Source organism: Psychrobacter sp. H25 (assembly GCF_059076335.1).
This window is the reverse complement of sequence record NZ_JCACRV010000001.1, coordinates 1,108,469-1,127,564: the sequence shown is the minus strand read 5'-3', so window position 1 is coordinate 1,127,564 and position 19,096 is coordinate 1,108,469. Positions and strand designations below refer to the sequence as shown.

General features: G+C 43.0%; 15 protein-coding genes. 5 read left to right on the top strand and 10 right to left on the bottom strand.

Features of this window, described 5'->3' with window-relative positions; genetic code table 11:
* The first annotated feature begins 201 nt into the window (after nt 1–201).
* The 3 genes from mfd (at nt 202) to AC5JPO_RS04380 (ending at nt 6,343) form a co-directional block, all read left to right on the top strand.
* Nucleotides 202–3,912, top strand: a complete 3,711-nt coding sequence (gene mfd, locus AC5JPO_RS04390) for a transcription-repair coupling factor (protein WP_493853378.1) — start codon at nt 202–204, stop codon at nt 3,910–3,912.
* Between the two features lie 172 nt (nt 3,913–4,084).
* On the top strand, nt 4,085–4,516 hold the full coding sequence (locus tag AC5JPO_RS04385) for an HIT domain-containing protein (RefSeq protein ID WP_057759208.1): 432 nt from the start codon (nt 4,085–4,087) through the stop codon (nt 4,514–4,516).
* Between the two features lie 402 nt (nt 4,517–4,918).
* Complete coding sequence (locus AC5JPO_RS04380; RefSeq protein ID WP_493853377.1) at nt 4,919–6,343, top strand: adenylate/guanylate cyclase domain-containing protein; 1,425 nt, start codon at nt 4,919–4,921, stop codon at nt 6,341–6,343.
* A 91-nt stretch (nt 6,344–6,434) separates the two neighbouring features.
* On the opposite strand, the gene fdx is transcribed toward AC5JPO_RS04380, so the two are convergent.
* The 8 genes from fdx to AC5JPO_RS04340 all read right to left on the bottom strand — a co-directional run bounded on the left by fdx (nt 6,435) and on the right by AC5JPO_RS04340 (nt 13,663).
* Nucleotides 6,435–6,773, bottom strand: coding sequence for an ISC system 2Fe-2S type ferredoxin (gene fdx, locus AC5JPO_RS04375; RefSeq protein ID WP_319050095.1), 339 nt, complete (start codon nt 6,771–6,773; stop codon nt 6,435–6,437).
* Nucleotides 6,774–6,856: 83 nt separating this feature from the next.
* The gene (gene hscA / locus AC5JPO_RS04370) at nt 6,857–8,737 is read right to left on the bottom strand and encodes a Fe-S protein assembly chaperone HscA (protein WP_493853376.1); all 1,881 of its coding nucleotides are present in this window, start codon (nt 8,735–8,737) and stop codon (nt 6,857–6,859) included.
* A 216-nt stretch (nt 8,738–8,953) separates the two neighbouring features.
* Complete coding sequence (hscB, locus tag AC5JPO_RS04365; protein WP_493853375.1) at nt 8,954–9,535, bottom strand: Fe-S protein assembly co-chaperone HscB; 582 nt, start codon at nt 9,533–9,535, stop codon at nt 8,954–8,956.
* Nucleotides 9,536–9,707: 172 nt separating this feature from the next.
* A complete protein-coding gene (gene iscA, locus AC5JPO_RS04360; RefSeq protein ID WP_021814983.1) occupies nt 9,708–10,028 on the bottom strand; it encodes an iron-sulfur cluster assembly protein IscA in 321 nt (106 codons plus the stop codon).
* Nucleotides 10,029–10,251: 223 nt separating this feature from the next.
* The gene (iscU, locus tag AC5JPO_RS04355) at nt 10,252–10,662 is read right to left on the bottom strand and encodes a Fe-S cluster assembly scaffold IscU (RefSeq protein ID WP_319050099.1); all 411 of its coding nucleotides are present in this window, start codon (nt 10,660–10,662) and stop codon (nt 10,252–10,254) included.
* A 156-nt stretch (nt 10,663–10,818) separates the two neighbouring features.
* A complete protein-coding gene (locus AC5JPO_RS04350) occupies nt 10,819–12,045 on the bottom strand; it encodes an IscS subfamily cysteine desulfurase (protein ID WP_493843494.1) in 1,227 nt (408 codons plus the stop codon).
* On the bottom strand, nt 12,042–12,551 hold the full coding sequence (locus AC5JPO_RS04345; RefSeq protein ID WP_493843493.1) for an Rrf2 family transcriptional regulator: 510 nt from the start codon (nt 12,549–12,551) through the stop codon (nt 12,042–12,044). The genes AC5JPO_RS04350 and AC5JPO_RS04345 overlap by 4 nt, the downstream gene beginning before the upstream one ends.
* Before the next feature lie 467 nt (nt 12,552–13,018).
* The gene (locus tag AC5JPO_RS04340; RefSeq protein WP_493853374.1) at nt 13,019–13,663 is read right to left on the bottom strand and encodes a hypothetical protein; all 645 of its coding nucleotides are present in this window, start codon (nt 13,661–13,663) and stop codon (nt 13,019–13,021) included.
* Between the two features lie 453 nt (nt 13,664–14,116).
* Here AC5JPO_RS04340 and AC5JPO_RS04335 point away from each other — a divergent pair, with 453 nt between their 5' ends.
* Complete coding sequence (locus AC5JPO_RS04335; protein ID WP_161808411.1) at nt 14,117–14,437, top strand: HU family DNA-binding protein; 321 nt, start codon at nt 14,117–14,119, stop codon at nt 14,435–14,437.
* A gap of 351 nt (nt 14,438–14,788) precedes the next feature.
* On the top strand, nt 14,789–16,663 hold the full coding sequence (locus AC5JPO_RS04330) for a SurA N-terminal domain-containing protein (RefSeq protein ID WP_493853373.1): 1,875 nt from the start codon (nt 14,789–14,791) through the stop codon (nt 16,661–16,663).
* Between the two features lie 162 nt (nt 16,664–16,825).
* Here the strand turns inward: AC5JPO_RS04330 and purH are convergent, their stop codons facing one another.
* Nucleotides 16,826–18,406, bottom strand: coding sequence for a bifunctional phosphoribosylaminoimidazolecarboxamide formyltransferase/IMP cyclohydrolase (purH, locus tag AC5JPO_RS04325; RefSeq protein ID WP_493853372.1), 1,581 nt, complete (start codon nt 18,404–18,406; stop codon nt 16,826–16,828).
* Nucleotides 18,407–18,555: 149 nt separating this feature from the next.
* Nucleotides 18,556–18,918, bottom strand: coding sequence for a DNA-binding transcriptional regulator Fis (gene fis, locus AC5JPO_RS04320; RefSeq protein WP_443524491.1), 363 nt, complete (start codon nt 18,916–18,918; stop codon nt 18,556–18,558).
* Nucleotides 18,919–19,096: the final 178 nt, after the last annotated feature.

The following is a 19,096-nucleotide window of genomic DNA, read 5'->3' as shown; positions in this document are numbered from 1 at the left end:
TTAAGCTAATATGCGAAAGCGTATATAAAAACAATAAAATGCTAATAATAGAAAGAGAGCTCAAAACAATAAACGTTAAGATCGGTAATTATAAAAAGCGTGCCATACTAACAAACTGTTTGGTTTTGTCAAATCGTATTGGTAATTGCTCAAATATTCGTATAATAGCTTTCTAATTCCCTAACTTTGATCCTATCTTTTATGCCTATTACTGCTTTGACTGATGCGTTCGACCCTATTAACCAGCAGTTGTTTCCTATCCAAAATGCCGAGCGGCGTTGGCTAGCGCCTGTCCATGGTGCGGTCAGTAGCTTGTGGTTGGCAAGTTTGGTTCAGACGCCACTATGGAATGTTGCCGAGCGATTAAAAGTCGTGGTGGCACGCGACCAAAACCAACTCAATCAGATAGAAACCGAGCTGGCATTTTGCGGGGTCGATGCCTATGTGTTCCCTGACTGGGAAACACTGACATATGATGAGCTGTCACCGCATCAAGATATCGTCAGCGAACGTATTAACTTGTTGACAGACATGCCAAGCTCAGGCGTGCTGCTTATCTCAGTACAAGCACTAATGCATCGTGTGGCGCCGCCGAGTTGGTTAATCGGTCAGCATTTTGATTTGAGTGTTGGGGATCGATTCGATATCAGCACTCAACGCGGGCTATTGGCAAAAGCTGGCTACCGTGCTGTTGACAATGTCTTTGAGCCTGGTGAATTTGCTGTGCGTGGCAGCATTATTGATATTTTTGCTATGGGTCAGCCTTTCCCGTTGCGTCTGGACCTATTTGACGATGAAATCGAAACCATTCGTTTTTTTCATCCGCAAACGCAGCGCACTTTGACCGCTGATGATCTCAAGGCAATGCTGACGGGTAATGATACCAGTATGGGCAAAGAGTCGCTGTCGCTACTGCATAAGATGCCGGATATTTCTAAGCCTATCGAGCAGTTTCAAATACTTCCCGCAAAAGAGTTCCCACTGGATGAGGGACGCGAGACCTTCCGCATGAACTTTGCAGCCATGTTCCCTAATGCGAGTAGCCGCAAGTCTGAGCTGCATAAAGATGTGATGGCAGGTATTGCGAGTAGCGGACTGGAATATTATCAGCCACTATTTTTTGATTTAAAAGACTGGCAAGAAGAGAGTAGTTTATTCTCTTACTTACCCAATGACGCGTTGTTTATCACAGATGAGCTGATCAACGAAAAACAGTCAGATTATTGGTCGCAGATTCAGCGCCGTTATGAGGAGCGTCGGCACGATATTGATAAGCCTATTGTGGACCCTGCGCTGTTATATCTATTATCTAACGCGCTCAACGAGCAGTTAAACCAGTACCCGCGAGTGATACTAAGCGCACGCGATGAGCTAGCGACACAGGATATTGAAAGCAAACTCCCATCTGAGAGACAGCTGCCGCTCGATATCATTGATAATGAGACTAAACAGCAAGGCTTAGTCACATTAAGTGCGCAAAAACCGCCAGAGCTGGCAGTTAACCACCAAAAATCTGAACCATTGGCTGAGCTACTAGCGTTCTTAACCACACAACAAGAAACTGCAACGCCAGTACTAATCGTCGCAGAAACCGCTGGCCGTCGTGAGATTCTCATTGAGCTGTTTAAAGGTAAGGTCGATATCAAAGCATACGATAGCTTTGAAGCATTCTTAGCAGCAGATAAAACGAGTGCTATGAATAATGCTCGTCTACCGCATGTCGGTTTGACTGTGGCACCGATTGAGCGTGGTGTCTACGTGCCTGAACGCTTAGTATTGATTAGTGAGACGCAGCTGTTCGGTCGTCAAGTCTTACAAACGCGTCGCCGTCGTCAAAGCGGTGTATCAGAAGAGTTCTTGGTTAAAAGCGTCACTGAGATAACAGACGGTAGCCCAGTGGTACATATTGAGCATGGTATCGGTCGCTACAATGGTCTGATTACACTAGATGTGGGCGATGGTGAGCAAGAATTTATTCATTTAAAATATGATGATGATGCCAGTATCTATGTACCGGTCGCTAATCTGCAAATGATCAGTCGTTATAGTGGCGGTGATCCAGCGTTAGCACCGCTCCATAAGATTGGTAGTGGTAAGTGGGATAGGGCCAAGCAAAAGGCGTTAGAACAGATTCATGATGTTGCCGCAGAGCTGCTCAACATGCAAGCGAGGCGTGAGGCTAAAGTTGGCATCCACTTTAAAATAGACCCGTCGCAATATGAGCTATTTGCCAGTCAATTTGCGTTTGAAGAGACTGCTGACCAAGCCAATGCCATCCATGCCGTTATGGAAGACATGAGACAAAACCAACCAATGGATCGTCTCATTTGCGGTGATGTTGGCTTTGGTAAAACAGAAGTAGCGATGCGCGCCGCTTTCATTGCCGTCAGTGCTGGCTATCAAGTAGCGGTATTAGTACCTACCACACTGCTCGCAGGACAGCACGAAGACAACTTCCGCGATCGTTTCGCTGATTGGCCAGTGCGTATTGAGAGCTTGTCACGTTTCGGTGGTAAAAAACATCAAGACATGGTGCTGGCGGATTTGGCTGATGGTAAAGTCGATATCGTGATTGGTACTCATAAACTATTGCAGCCTGATGTAAAGTTTGCCAACCTAGGGCTGATGATCGTTGATGAAGAGCACCGATTTGGCGTACGCCACAAAGAGCGTATAAAAGCCATTCAGACAGATGTAGACAGTATGTCTATGACAGCGACGCCTATCCCTAGAACGCTTAACATGGCGCTCTCAGGCATGCGTGATATGTCTATTATCGCAACCCCACCTGCACGTCGCCTTGCCATCAAAACCTTTGTCATGCAAAAGACAGAAGCATTGATGAAAGAGGCTATCTTGCGTGAGCTGCTACGCGGCGGGCAGGTATATCTGTTGCATAATGATGTGGCTAGTATCGAGCGCATGGCAGAGACTATTCGTGACCTCGTACCTGAAGCAAGAGTAGGGGTCGCCCATGGACAAATGCAAGAGCGCCAACTTGAGCAAATCATGCAGCAGTTCTATCACAAAAAGTTTAATGTACTGGTATGCTCGACTATCATCGAAACCGGTATCGATGTGCCCAATGCCAATACCATTATCATTGAGCGTGCTGATAAGTTTGGTCTGGCGCAATTACACCAGCTGCGAGGCCGCGTAGGACGTAGTCATCATCAGGCGTATTGCTACTTATTAGTGCCTTCTCTTAAAGGTCTTAAAGGAGATGCCAAGCGTCGCCTCCATGCGATTGAGCGTGCCAATACACTCGGCGCAGGCTTTATGCTGGCGAGTGAAGATCTAGAGATTCGCGGGGCAGGTGAGATATTGGGTAAGCAGCAAAGTGGTAATATGCAGGCGATTGGTTTTAGCCTGTATATGGATATGCTGGAGCGAGCGACTAAGGCAATCAAGGCCGGTAAAGAGCCTGACCTGAACACACCATTATCACTAACCAGCGAAATTAACTTGCATAGCTCGGCGCTTATTCCAGAAGAGTATCTACACGACGTACATCAGCGTTTGTTGTTTTATAAACGCATTAGCAACACCGATGATAAAGAATCATTGACGGATATTCGTACAGAGATGATTGACCGCTTTGGCGCGTTACCGGACCAAACCAAGCAGCTATTCGCCATTCATGGACTACGTTTGCAAGCAGAACCGCTGAAGATTAACAAGATTGATGCAAATAGTAGTAGTATGACGCTGGAATTTGCGCCAGATACGCCAGTCGATGCTTTAGCTATTATTAAATTGATTCAATCGAATGGTCAGCATTACCGTATGAATGGCGCATCTGGTATTCGCTATCAACATAGCGATAAGTTGGCAACACCGCAGCAGCGAGTGACGGTCATACAAGAACTGTTGCGCTATTTTAGCGAGCATATGGTGACAGAACCTGCTTAGTTTGGCTTTGATAAAGGGTAGATAGTTTGAGTAGGTTGATAGGTAACAGTGAAGCAGTCAGTTATGGTGCTATTTTATCGAAAGGATAACTGATAAAATAGCCAAACTGTATTTCACCTTTTATATTTTGTACCTACTTTTATTTGCATTAAACAACAAGAGAACCGTCATTATGTTCCAACTTCATCATAAACTTGCTGCTGATAGTTTTTTAGTAGGGGATTTTCCATTATCCACTTGTCGTTTAATTAATGACTGTCAATTTCCATGGCTGATATTAGTGCCGCGCGTATCAGGTATAAAAGAGCTGTATGAGCTGTCTGAAGCAGATCAGACTCAGTTTTTGCGTGAGTCGAGCTGGTTATCGAGCCAGTTAGCTAAAACGTTTCAAGCGGACAAGATGAATGTCGCTGCCCTTGGCAACCAAGTACCCCAACTTCATTTTCACCATATTGTCCGTTATCAAAACGACATGCAATGGCCAAATCCAGTATGGGGTGTACCAGCAGTCCCTTATACCAAAGAAGTGTTGGCACAAATGCAGCAGACATTGATGATGGCACTACGCGGTCATCATCAAATGCCGTTCGATTGGCAAATGTAGTAAGTGATCGACACTATTGTTAGTTGATACTATTTATTAATAGTGCCGCTAACAAAAGAAATCGGTAATAAAAAAGATTCGACGTGTCAGCGTAACAACGACAGTTATGAAGTAATAAATAATGCAGAAATGAAAAGAAGCCAGATACCTGATTGTATCTGGCTTCTTTTTTAATACTATTGGGTGTTTACAGCCATAAAACCTTACGAGTCAGTAGTGCAATTAGATGATAAATGGTGTTTTTTTAGTTACCGATGACCTAGGTTTCGTACTATTTAAAAAGTATAATATATTATTAGATATATCTTATGATTATTTATCATAAAGACAAAGTGCCTATACATGTTATTCTTATATGTCTTGTCTCTTCGATAGTCCGTCTTATTTAAGTGAACACTCAATATGCCTTTTAAAGAGACATTGAAACCAAAAACTTTATTAGAGGGTAAAGGCATCTGCCGATTTGACTACCCAGAAGTTTTTGTTTTAATACTCACGGTCATGTTACTCGCTGTATACTACGACTTCCGTCCTACCTCAATGGCATTGCTCGTTATTATTGCACTGCCTAGTCTGATGATTCTCATCTATAACTATCGACGCCAGACCAACTTTTGGACGTCCAATATTGTCATTGTTTTACTGGCAGTCGTTATTGGCGTGACACAGTTTTGCATTATTATATCGCTCAGCTTGGCGTCTTTGATTGCTGTTAGAATTATTCTAAATAAGCCTCAGAATCGTCTAAGATTGTTTACCGTAGCCTTAGTGACTGCTGTCATTTTCTATTATGTCAGCGCCATTCTAAGACCCAGTGGAATAGACTGTAATGACAGCTGGTTACCACCTACAGTACTATTGGCAAGTATGGCTGTAATTCTATGCCAGTTTCGGCGTACGTATCGAGAGTATGTTGCCTACAAATCATGTGCTCAGCAGGCAGGCGAGCGTTTGAGTACGATGGTATCAGTTATCAATAAGCTGACTCGTTTTGTACCACCGCAAATCTGGGAGCCCATTGTCAGAACAGACAGTCCAGTCAGTGTATCCAACAAGCGTGCCAAATTAACCATTATGTTCTCAGACATCGTAGGCTTTACGGAGCTGTCTGATAGTTTAAGTGCGGATAATTTGGCTGATATTTTGAATACCTATATGCATTGCATGACGTTGATTGCTGAAAAGCATGGGGCTGTACTGGACAAGTTTATTGGCGATGGTATGGTCTGTTTTTTTGGAGAGCCTGATAGCCGTGGTTCACGCCAAGATGCACTAGACTGTGTGGCGATGGCGATAGATATGCGCCGAGAGATGCGCACCTTACGTCAGAAATGGCGGCTTATGGGGTTTGAGGGTTTATATATACGTATCGGCATTACCACTGGCTATTGCCACGTTGGTAATTTCGGGAGCAACAATCGCCTCAGCTATACGCTCATCGGTAAAGAAGCTAACCTAGCATCAAGGCTTGAAGCACATGCTGGCAAAGATGAGATACTGGTCAGCGAAAGCACCTATGATTATATTTGCCATAACTATGAGTGTCAGCATGCTGGCGCGTTTCTACTAAAGGGTTTTGATAATAAAATTGACGCGTGGCAGGTGTTTGACCCTGATGCTAATAAAGGTCACTTGTCTAAATGGGTAGATCATACCTTACCGGGTTTTAACTTGCATTTGAACTTTAAAGATATGAAAGACAATGATTATCAGGACATTAGAACACGCTTGAATTTTGCGCTTGAGCGTATCGAGCAAGAAGAAGAAAAACTGGCCACTAGTATAGCTGAAGAAAGTAAACGCCATAGCACTCAGAAAAAGTCATGATATGAGCAGTAATATCGTGGCATGTTATGAATAAAGCCAGCTATTTAATCATAGCTGGCTTTTTTGAGAGTAAAATAAAACTCATTACTTATTAATGGTTTTCTTTTGCGTGGTTCAGCGTATATTTGGGTACTTCGATGGTTAAATCCTCATCATCAAGCATAACCTGACATGATAAACGCGAGTCAGGCTCTAGACCCCATGCGCGATCCAATAGATCCGCTTCCACATCATCCATCTCATCTAGACTATTAAATCCTTTGCGTACGACAACGTGACATGTAGTGCATGCTTTTGACATCTCACAAGCATGCTCAATTTTGATGCCTTTTCCTAGCAACGCTTTGCATAGGTTTTCGCCAGACTCTAGCTCAACTTCTGCACCTTCTGGGCAAATTTCGTGATGGGGTAGTACAGTAACTTTTGGCATAAATTATGTGTCCAATGCTAATCAATCTAAAAATAAGAAATTAGCTTAGTATAATGACTAAGCTATCATTTTAAGCGTGTCGCTTACCAGTCTTTAGCACTAGTACCTGCCATGCTGGCTTTGACGCTTTGATTCATAATGCGAGCAGCAAAAGCATCGCTATGTGGCTTGAGCTGAGCCTGCTGCGCTTCTATAAGTGTTAAATCACTAGTGCCAAGTGCGGTCTTCAGTGCTTGTATTTGCTCTGCTAAAGACTGCTGCTCATCAGAAGAGAGTAGCGCTGCAAACTCGTTCAGTGCAGACTCTAAAGCCAATACTTCACGTTCAGCTTCTACCTTGGTCTCAATCAAAGAACGCGCATTTTTATCTTCTTCTGCATGCTTAAACCCAGCAACAAGCAATTGTTCTTTTTGATCATCAGACAAACCATAAGACGGCACAATTTCAATCTTACTTTCTGTTTTGGTCGTCGTTTCCTGAGCACTGACAGTAAGCTGACCATTGGCATCGATACTAAAGGTGACCTCGATACGAGCAAACCCAGCTTTCATAGGCGGAATACCATATAGCTCAAAACGTCCAAGCGAGCGGCAATTTTCGACGGTTTCGCGTTCGCCTTGTACCACATGGATAACCATGCCAGTTTGGCCGTCTTGATAGGTAGTGAACACTTGGCGTTTTTTGACAGGGATAGGCGTATTACGCGGAATCAGTACTTCAACGAGGCCACCCATAGTCTCAAGACCTAATGATAATGGCGTCACATCTAACAATAACAGGTTGCTATCACTGTCGCCATTGACCAGCTGATGAGCAGTTTGGGCCGCGCCTAAAGCAACAACCTCATCTGGATTGAGACGAGAAAGCGGCTGCTTAGCAAAAAATTCAGTGACGACTGCTTGTATGGCAGGCATACGGGTTGAACCGCCAACTAAAATCACTTCGTCTAAATCTGTAGCATTTAGCTTAGCATCGCGCAGTACTTGTTCACATACGCTCAAAGTACGACGACTAACAGGCTCGACAATAGCTAACACGTCTTCACGGCTTAGTGTGCCTTTGTAAGACTGTCCATTGACAGTAACGTCGATATCAACCTGTTCTGCTTCAGTCAGTGCTTGCTTATAAGCTTTGGCTTGTTGTGCGAGTATCGATTTGTCATGAAGGCTTACCTGTTTTGGATCAATAATTAACTGCTTGATGATCCAGTTGGTAATAAGACGGTCAATATCGTCCCCGCCTAGCGCACTGTTACCGCCCGTTGCCAATACTTCAAAGACGCCATCATTCAACTTTAAGATAGACACATCAAAAGTACCACCGCCCAAATCATAGATTAGGTAATAGTTTTCTTTGTTATCATTTTGATTTTGTTGATCAAGGCCGTAAGCAACCGCGGCAGCAGTTGGTTCATTCAACAAACGTAGTACATTTATACCAGCCGCTTGGGCAGCATCTTTAGTAGCTTGACGCTGCGCTTCGTCGAAATAAGCAGGAACCGTAATGACAGCACCTTCTATGCTATCTGCAGGTAGGGCACTTGCTGCACGTTGCTCAAGCGCCGCCAATATGCGAGCTGATACTTCCACAGGTGACACTTCACCTTGAGCCGTGACAAATGCTGGCATAGCATCTGTATTACCAGACAACTCATAAGGATGAGAAAATTTGATATCAGCTTGGCTACGACCCATAAAACGCTTAGCCGAGACGATCGTATTTTTTGGATCGTCTGCTAAGTGAGATAAGGCATCATAGCCCACTAATGGGTTACCTGTCGCTGGATAATAGACTACAGAAGGCAACAACGTATCTGACGCTTTGCCTGCTTCTAAAACTTGCGCCTTGCCTGAACGTACTACGGCGACCAGTGAGCGCGTGGTGCCAAGATCAATTCCTAGACCAAAACGATGCTGGTGAGGTTGGGCGCTTTGATTGGGTTCGGCAATTTGCATTAAAGACATAAGAATAACTCAGGGATAAAATGAATAAGTAAAATGGAACAAATATAGTGTAGATATAACAACTACGTTCTCACATTAAGGACAGAAAATCTTGGCAGTCATGCATACTTAGGGTTAGAGATTATACGGCATAGTTGATATTAATTTAACCATCTATACAGAATCTAACGCCAAAACTAAAATTTAATTGTCAAAAAATACACGACCTACGGACATCTAAACATAGAGATCGTCATCATCTGAATGCGCTGTACTGGCGACATCATCGAGACCAGTCGTCACATCAGCATTTAGCTTAACTAAGAATTTCAGTTTTTGTGTCGCATCAATGGCTGTACCCCAGTCTTGCTCTGTATAAGCAGCATTAAAGCGTTCAGATTGATTGTTTAGGCGTGCTGTAATTTGAGGGTGTAACTGCTGCAAGGTTGCAAGGTCTTTACCTGTAATAGCGTCATCTAGATCCATTCGCATCTCCATCGCATCTTCTAAAAAATCCAAATCTGCAATTGAGTGCTCTACATTTTGAGCTTGATCTGCCATATCCAATAGATAACCAGCACGGCTATCAGGTGCGCTGAGCGTTTGGTATGCTTGATTGATGATAGCGGAGGCTTGCTCTGATTGCTGCTGAGCTTGCTTGGTATCTGCTAAATTCTTTGCGACATTATCAGGATGATAGCGCTTTTGTAATAGACGTAGATGTTGATCCAGACTGTCTTGATTGACTTCAAATTGTACAGGTTGCTCAAATAAGGCAAAGAAGTTCTCAAATTGCGTGTCTAGAATGGAGTCTGTCATATCATACGCCTTACTTTTTATTTATTTTTAAAATCTTTATCTGGCTAGTGGCTTATTTATAATCTGATTTTTAACGACATCTATCATGCTGTCTGTAGCTATAGCGCTAGTTCGTAATAATCACTTCATCACTCATTATAAAGATATCTGAAAAAACCAGCTCGTCGAATTGTTAGACAGTAAAAGATTCACCGCAGCCACATTCGCCTTTCTGATTAGGGTTGGTGAATTTGAAGCCTTCATTTAAGCCTTCTTTTTCGTAATCCATCAACAAACCGTCTAAATACACTAGGCTTTTGGGGTCAATAAAGATGCTCACACCGCGGCTCTCATAGCGCGTGTCATTCTCATCAGGAGTATCTACAAACTCCAAGACATAAGCCAAACCCGAGCAACCCGCTGTACGGATGCCAACGCGAATGCCTTCACCTTTACCGCGGTTGTCCAAAAAGTCTCGAACATGCTGAGCGGCGCGTTCTGTCATTTCAATCATGCCAACTCCCATTGACTATTAATAATCATAAGTATTAATAAAAATTTGTATAAATTGGCAACTAAAATTAGAAATTTGCCAAAATAATAGACTAGCGACTACCAGAAAACAAAAGGTGACAATTACATAATGTCATTGTCACCTCTTTAGCGTCAGTAGCTATTTAGATATTGCCACTTTAGCATTGCTAGTAAATCATAACGCAGACGCTAATAGGTTGAGCTTAGATAGCAGCTTCTTCTGCCGTTACTGCTGTACCGTGCTTACCTTTATAGTCGCTGATAGCTGCTTTAATAGCGTCTTCTGCAAGTACAGAGCAATGGACCTTTACTGGTGGTAACGCTAACTCTTGAGCGATATCATTGTTTTTGATTTCACCAGCTTGATCCAAGCTCTTGCCTTTTAGCCACTCAGTAACAAGCGAGCTTGAAGCAATTGCTGAACCGCAGCCATAAGTTTTAAAGCGTGCGTCTTCGATAATGCCATTATCATCAACTTGGATTTGTAGGCGCATTACATCGCCACAAGCTGGGGCACCGACCATGCCGGTACCAACGTTTTTGGCATTTTTATCAAGATTACCAACGTTGCGTGGGTTTTCGTAATGATCAATAACTTGGTCACTGTAGGCCATGGGGTTTTCTCCTGGTTAGATGATGAATAGTCGTTTGTTAACTTTGAATGTCTGACTACTCATCGATAATTGGGGTCAAACGCTTAACTTAATTGTCTAATCAATCGTTTAATAAAATATATGTGGTTACTTAATACTAAAAAGCTATACTAAAAATTAATGCTCAGCCCACTCAACTGAGTTCAGGTCAACACCTTCTTGGTACATATCCCAAAGTGGTGATAGGGCACGCAATTTGTCAACAGCTTCATGCATTTGCTTAATAACGGTATCGACGTCTTCGTCAGTCGTATAACGACCAAAGCTGAAGCGGATTGAGCTGTGTGCCAATTCGTCTGGGCGACCGATAGCGCGCAATACATATGATGGCTCAAGCGTTGCTGATGTACAGGCTGATCCTGACGATACAGCTAAATCTTTTAGGGACATCATTAGCGACTCACCTTCAACAAAGTTAAAGCTGATATTAACGATATTAGGTACGCTGTTTTCAAGATCACCGTTTAGGTAAATCTCTTCGATATCTTGAAGACCATCCCACAGCTTTTGACGTAATTTTGCTGCATGAGCATGATCTGTCTCAAAGCTTTCGTTAGCTAAAGCAAATGCGGCACCAAGACCAACGATCTGATGCGTCGGCAGTGTACCTGAACGCATACCACGCTCATGACCACCACCATGTTGCTCTGCTTTTAAGCGAATACGTGGCTTACGACGAACAAATAATGCGCCAATACCTTTAGGACCATACGCTTTATGACCTGAGAAGCTCATCAAATCAATTTTCATTTCTTCAAGATCGATTTTTACTTTACCGACAGACTGTGCGCCATCGACGTGGAATACTACGCCAGCTTCACGAGTGATTTCACCGATTGCAGTCACATCAGTAATGGTACCAAGCTCGTTGTTCACCATCATAAGTGATACTAAGATAGTATCGTCACGTAACGCTTCTTTTACTTGCTCTGCTAAGATAAGGCCAGTGCTTGGTTGCGGCTCAAGATAAGTAATCTCAAAACCTTCTTGCTCAAGCTCACGGCACGTGTCTAGCACGGCTTTATGCTCAATTTTGCTAGTGATGATGTGTTTACCACGAGACTGATAGAAGTGAGCTGCGCCTTTGATAGCTAGGTTGTCAGACTCAGTCGCGCCAGAAGTAAAGACGATTTCGCGTGGATCGGCGTTGATAACTTCAGCAACCTGTCCGCGAGCAGTCTCAACAGCTTCTTCTGCTTGCCAGCCATAGCCATGTGAGCGAGAGGCTGGATTACCAAAGATGCCATCTACTGTCAGATATTCGCTCATCTTAGCAGCTACTGGTCTAGCAACTGGTGTGGTGGCGGCATAATCTAAGTATATAAGGTTGTTATGTTGGCTCATGCTGGGTTTGCCTCGCTGTTCGATAAAGTAATAGTATTGATGTCTTTTATGGAAATATCTTTTGTAGAGGTGTGCTGACGCTCTGATACTGACTGCACGTTTTCCATATCTAATAATTGCGCTAATGTTATATTTTTCAAGTATTGCTCAATATGATTTGATAGTGCACACCATAGGTCATGGGTCAGGCACATTGTACCACCTTGACAGTCACCGCGTCCTTCACACTGCATGGCATTTACCGACTCATCGACCGCAGATATGATACTCATCACATCTATCTCATCTAATGGTTTAGCTAAGTGGTAGCCACCTGCAGCACCGCGAATACTGGTCACAAGACCACGCTTGCGAAGTTTGGAAAACAACTGTTCGAGATAGGAGATAGAAATCGATTGTCGTTTGGCGATATCAGATAAAGAAACAGCACTCTCTTGTTGACTGGTTTGTAGTGCTAAATCTAATAAAGCAGTGACAGCATATCTGCCTCGAGTAGTTAAACGCATGTGTCATCTCCAAACTTGTGTGTCATTTTTATTTAACAACGATCTTAGAAGGGTATATAGAAAGGTAATACTATAGCGATATAGAATTTTGCCCAGCTAAGTTGTGTTCTATCGTTATTAGACAACAGATGGTTAGCCCGATGTGTGCAACGATTAGGTCAATTATACTTAATCCTGAGTAATTTAGTCAAGATTAAAGTGTGGTCGAACGGTTAATAGAGCTTATCGCTATGATTGATAAAAACAATGAAGTGTGACATGCACTTATAAACCAGTAATAGAGTTGATTATATATACAGATTATAAAAAGCTTGTTAAATGATGGGTAGTGATAAGGTAGCTAGCGATAAAGGTGTGGAGTAGAGAGGAGGGTGCTATACATAAGCGTTTAATACTACTTCAATTATGAAACGCTTATGTATAGCTGATATTAATTATATAAGTGTTGAAACTGGTCTTGATTAGCGTTAGTTCATAAGTAGAGCAATGACTGAGCCGATCATAATGACAAGCGCTACGACGGTCACAATCACTAAGGTTTTTTGCTTACTTTGTAGCTCTTTTACCGTGGTCTCAAGCTCGCGGTTTTTGATGGTCAATGTATTAATTTGAGTTTGTTGTTCTTTGATGCGCTGCTTATAGTTATCTTTTTTCTCTGCCATTTCAGCATCGGTCGGTTTAGTTTTGCCTTTACCGCCTTTTATTTTTCTGATCAAACCCTGAATCAGGCTGCCAAGACCAAGCTGTATAATGAACTGCTTGACCAGTTGCACTTGTAGAGATTCACCGCGCATCTGTAATTTTTCGGTTGTTTCTCTGTCATGAGTCGTGATGGCATTGATGACCTGAATACTATAGGCGTTGATGACAACATCAGGCTCGCTACGTCCAACAGGTAGCTGAGCATCCAATAACACACCTTTGGTGCTAAAAGTAGCAAACACTTCTACATGAGGTAGGTATAAACGTAGTGCCACAACGGTACCTTGCTTAGCAAGTGGATAAGCGGCTTTACGCAGTTCAGGATCTAAACGCAACAATAGTGTTAGCGCTGACTCTATGAACACCAGAATAATATTAAGAAGAGAGTGAGACAACGTAGAACGCTTCATGCAAGTAATCCATTTTTTTATTTAGCAAATTGAACATCAGTGAACTTAAGTTTATCTGTATACAGAATTTGCAGTGATATTTCGTTTATAGTAACGCCTTTATAATAAAAAGTAACGCTAGTTTCTGTCAGTGGCAAAATTATTACAGTACAATTTAGCAGTCAATAAAGACACTACTATTTATGACTGGCAGTGCACAGACACCGTCTGACAATCGTTTCAAAGCATAAATAAATATGCAGGGTAGTTAGATAGGATAAAGTAACCTGCCTGAATACAGGTTGCAGATGTTTTGCGTAACATTGGGTGTCAAATACGTAGTATATCGCACAAAAATATGTAAAATCGCTTGCGCTCCTTATGCTGCCTTGATATAAAGACGATAACAAAGTGAAACCTGTTAATACGCCAGTCAGGTAGTTTTTATTGCGTAAGTACCATGAGAGCGTTACAATGCTTGGCGTGAGCGTTTATTACCCCCTTAAACTTGAAGGAAATTTTATGAATAAGTCAGAATTAATTGATAGCATCGCGGACAAAAGTGGTCTAAATAAGACTCAAGCTGGTGATGCTTTGAATGCTGTAATGGAAAGTGTTGGCGAAGCTTTAGAAGCTGGCGATAGCATCTCTCTAGTTGGTTTCGGTACTTTTAGCGTAAAAGATCGCAAAGCGCGCACGGGCCGTAACCCAAAAACTGGTGAAGAGCTAAGCATCCCAGCAAGCAAAGTACCAAGCTTTAAAGCTGGCAAAAACCTAAAAGAGCGCTTGAACTAAGACGCCCTATAGCAAATGGGTGCTTTGGCTGATGTCATAAGCTAAGCACCAAGAAAGCACCTAATATTTAGGTGCTTTTTTTGTCGCTATAGTTTGCATCATATAACGTGAATAATACGATGTGAATATTTTGAGTATAGATGAAAAATCACGTATCATAGGGCGCGCGATAGATGCGTTGTTCAAGTAAGGTTTGCTATTCAGCCTTGTTTTATTTTATAACATGCAGACGTTCTTCTTTTTTGCCATTGCCGGCTTAGATAGCATTGATATTGGCAGGTTGCATTTATTGGCTCCTAGCGGTATTACAATGGTTTTTCATCAATATAGGTTAATAAAGTAGAGATAACTATGGATAAATTGCGCGATTTTTTAAAAAGCTGGCCGGGTCGCATTTTATTGATTTTATGCCTATCGCCACTTGCCTTATTGGGTGTCGAAAGCTATTTTGGCGGTGGAGTTGATCCCAATCAAGTCGCTCAGGTAGGTGAAGCAAGCGTAGGGTTGTCCGAGTATCAGACTGCCGTCAATAACCGCCGTAGCGAAATACTCGAGCAAGTTGATGATGCCAGTTTATTAAATGAAGACGTACTGCATGAACAAGTGCTAAAAGGTCTGATTGACCGTACCCTGTTAGAGCAGCAGGCGGGCAAGCTTGGCATGACAGTCTCTGATGATACGATCAATCGTCTACTGCGCGAAGAAGATATATTTAAAGACGCGGATGGCAATTTTTCTAATGACCAGTTTTCAAACTTCTTGCGTCAACGTGGTATGACCAAAAACCAGTTGTTTGCAGAGTTTCGTAATCAGCTAAGTTTGGATCAGTTGAATGCCAGTATCGTAGGGACAGCGGTATATCCCATGCAGGCGGTTAGTCAGCTAATTGACTTGCAACTAGAGTCGCGTAATGTCTGGATACATCGCTTTAACTGGCAAGACTACGCAGATCAGGTCAAGCTCAGCAAAGCCGACATCCAAGCGTACTATGATGCCAACAAAGACACATTAAAGAGTGCGGCGATGGTCAATTTGGCTTACATCCAGCTTAGCCCGCAGACCATCAAAGTCGATGAGATAACCTCAGAAGAATTGCAGCAGCAGTACGAAGCGTATAAGCAAAGCATTGCTGCTACTGATGAGCGCCGAGTGAGCCAAATTCTATTGACGGGTGATGATGCTAAGACACGAGCAGACAAAATCAGAGCGCGCTTAGCGAAAGGCGAGTCTTTTGCTGCTGTGGCCAAAACAGAATCAGATGACCCTTCAGGAGAAACAGGCGGTGATATCGGTCGCTTCAACCCTTCTGTATTTGGTAGTGATGCTGATACGGTTCAGAACGCTTTAGAAGGATTGAGCGTCGGTGATGTGACCGCACCTATCAAAACCAGCTTTGGCTATCAGATATTTACAGTTACCGAAGACAATGGTGAAAAAATACCGAGTCTTGAGAGTATGCGTGAAGAGCTAACAGTAAAAGCGAAAGAATATAAGCGTCAAGAGATTTATGCGGACAAAGTAACGTCGATTAACGATTTGGCAGCAGATGGTTTTAGTATCGAAGATATAGCGCAGCAAGAGAATGTGACGCTAAAAAATATCAAAGATTACCGCAAACAAAACAACAGCTCAGTCCTGTCGCAACCAGCAGTGGTCAAACAGGCTTTTGATGAGTTTACGATTCAAGATCAAGCAGTAACAGCTGGTATAGAAGTCGGTAATGGTACGGTATGGGTACAACCAACCAACTATCGTCCTACCAAGACGCTTGCTCTGAGTGCTGCTACACCAAGAATCACTCAGATATTACGTCAGCAAAGAGCCACAGCATTGGCACTAAAAGAAGCCAAGGCGGTAGCTGCTGGTATCAAAACATCAGGCGATATCTCTAAGCAGTCAGTAAGCTTACGAGCATTGGGTGAGATAAACCGTCAAACGACACTGCTAACAGACAAAGAGCGCGGCTTGGCTTTTAGCAAGCAAGCTACTGATGGTAACGTGGTAGCCCTTGCTAGTGAGACTGAGCTTGGTGCAACCCTGTTGGTGGGTGATCGCATCCAAACTGAGCAACAGTCACCACTGTCTGATATGCAACGAGCGCAAACCGCTAGCATTATCCGTGATAATTTGGGTCAAGATCAGTTGCAAGACTACTTAGATTATCTGCGTCTGATGTATCAGGTTGAGATCAATGAATCTAATATGGCTAATGCGCAAGGACGCTAAGCGTTTATCCTGTTACTAAAAAAAAGCATTGACCGAAAAAAAGCCACTGTAACGTTACAGTGGCTTTTTTTTGGATAGCACTTATATTGTGAAGGTTGATTATAAGTAGCAGCTGAATATCACGACTGCTATTTATGTCAATCTATAAAACGACATTACAGTCTAATGACGGAAATGACGCATACCTGTAAATACCATCGCAATACCATGCTCGTTGGCGGCAGCAATGGTCTCGTCGTCACGCATAGAGCCGCCTGGCTGAATGATAGCAGAGATACCCACTTCGGCAGCGTTATCGATACCGTCACGGAAAGGGAAGAAGGCATCTGAGGCCATGACCGCACCTTCAGTAGCTAATCCAGCATGTTCTGCTTTGATAGCAGCGATACGTGCTGAGTTGACGCGGCTCATTTGACCTGCACCAACCCCGATAGTACGTTGACCTTTGGCATAAACAATAGCATTAGATTTGACATATTTTGCGACGTTCCAGCTGAACAACAGATCTGCCACTTGTGCTTCAGTTGGCTGGACATCAGTTACAATTTTTAGATCGTTTGCGGTAATCAAACCAAGGTCTTGCTCTTGTACCAGTAGACCACCATTGACGCGCTTATAGTCTAGCTGACTATCACGTTGATCTGGTGCTGGTAGCTCGCCGCATACCAATACGCGTACGTTCTTCTTAGTCGCTGTCGCTTCAAGTACACCGTCTTCAATGCTAGGCGCAATGATAACTTCTACAAATTGGTTATCAATGATGGCCTTTGCAGCAGCAAGAGTTAATGGACGGTTGAATGCAATGATACCGCCAAAAGACGACTCAGGATCAGTGCTAAAAGCAGTGCGATAGGCTGCCACTTGATCATTATCAACTGCAACACCGCAAGGGTTGGCATGCTTGACGATTACGCAAGCAGGGGTACTAAAGGCTTTTACACATTCAAGGGCAGCGTCTGTGTCGGCAATATTATTATATGACAGCGCCTTACCTTGTAGTTGCTTGGCCGTTGCAATAGAAGCCTGCTGGCTTTTTAGGGGTTGGTTTTCAGTATAAAATGCCGCGTTTTGATGCGGGTTTTCACCATAGCGTAGGTCTTGTGCTTTTTCTAGCTGTACATTGAATGTACGTGAGAAGTTTTCTGGCTCTTGTGTCTCATTGACACGGCTACCTAAGAAATTGGCAATCATACCGTCATACTGTGCGGTATGCTCAAAGGCTTTGACTGCCAAATCGTAGCGCAGCCCAGCTGTTAGCTCAGTGGTACCATCTAAAGCGTCAATCACGCGATCATAGTCGGTAGGGTCAGTTACGATACCAACATGAGCGTGATTCTTTGCCGCTGAACGTACCATAGTAGGGCCGCCAATATCGATATTTTCGATAGCATCGTTCATAGTCACGTCAGCGCGAGCAATCGTCTCAGCAAATGGATATAAATTTACGACCACCAAATCAATACGTTCGATGGCATGGTCACTCATAATCGCATCGTCTGTTCCACGACGACCCAAAATACCACCATGGATTTTAGGGTGCAGTGTCTTTACACGACCATCCATCATTTCAGGAAAGCCGGTGTAGTCTGAAACTTCCGTCACGGCAACATTGTTTTCTGTAAGTAGGCGATAAGTACCGCCAGTAGAGAGTAAGCCAAAACCTGCTTTGATAAGGCCTTGAGCAAACTCAACGATATTGGATTTATCAGAGACCGAGAGTAGGGCAAGTGGGGTTGTACTCATAAAAAATCTTCCATAAAAAAAGCCTGACGTAAACGTCTGGCAAGGTGGTGATGACAATGAGCATAAACTCTATCGTGATAGATAAGGCTATGAATATTCAATTGCCATGCATGATAATTAGCGATGATGAGTAAGCTCATATAGCAGTGCTACATTAAGTCGTAGGTTTTGAGTTTTTTGCGTAAAGTACCCCGATTCAGACCCAATATTTGCGCACACTTGGTTTGATTGCCACGAGTCTTTTCGAGAACCACAGATAAAAGAGGCTCCTCAACCTGTTTTAAGATCAGTTCGTATAGGTCGGTCGGCATCTCGTCACCTAGCATTGCAAAGTATTGACGTACCACACGCTCAACATGTACATGCAGAGGTTGTTGTACGCTACTGGCAGCACTATCTAAAGAGCGCGAAAAATCATGAGTAGAGGAGTGATAGTCTTCTTTATTATAGTCGGCAGGATGCTCAGAGCTTTTAGCAAAATGGTGGGCATTATGCTGTGCATGAGGTGCCATAAGATAATATCCTTGAAATGAAAAAAGTGTCAAACCATAAGATGTCAGAATAATAGTATATCAAATTAATATCGTATAACGCTGACAGATTGATGGCTATCTTGATTACAACGATACGCATCGAGAGTAAGTATGGTGCATATCACCTATGAAAAATATTTATGCTGATACCAATAAA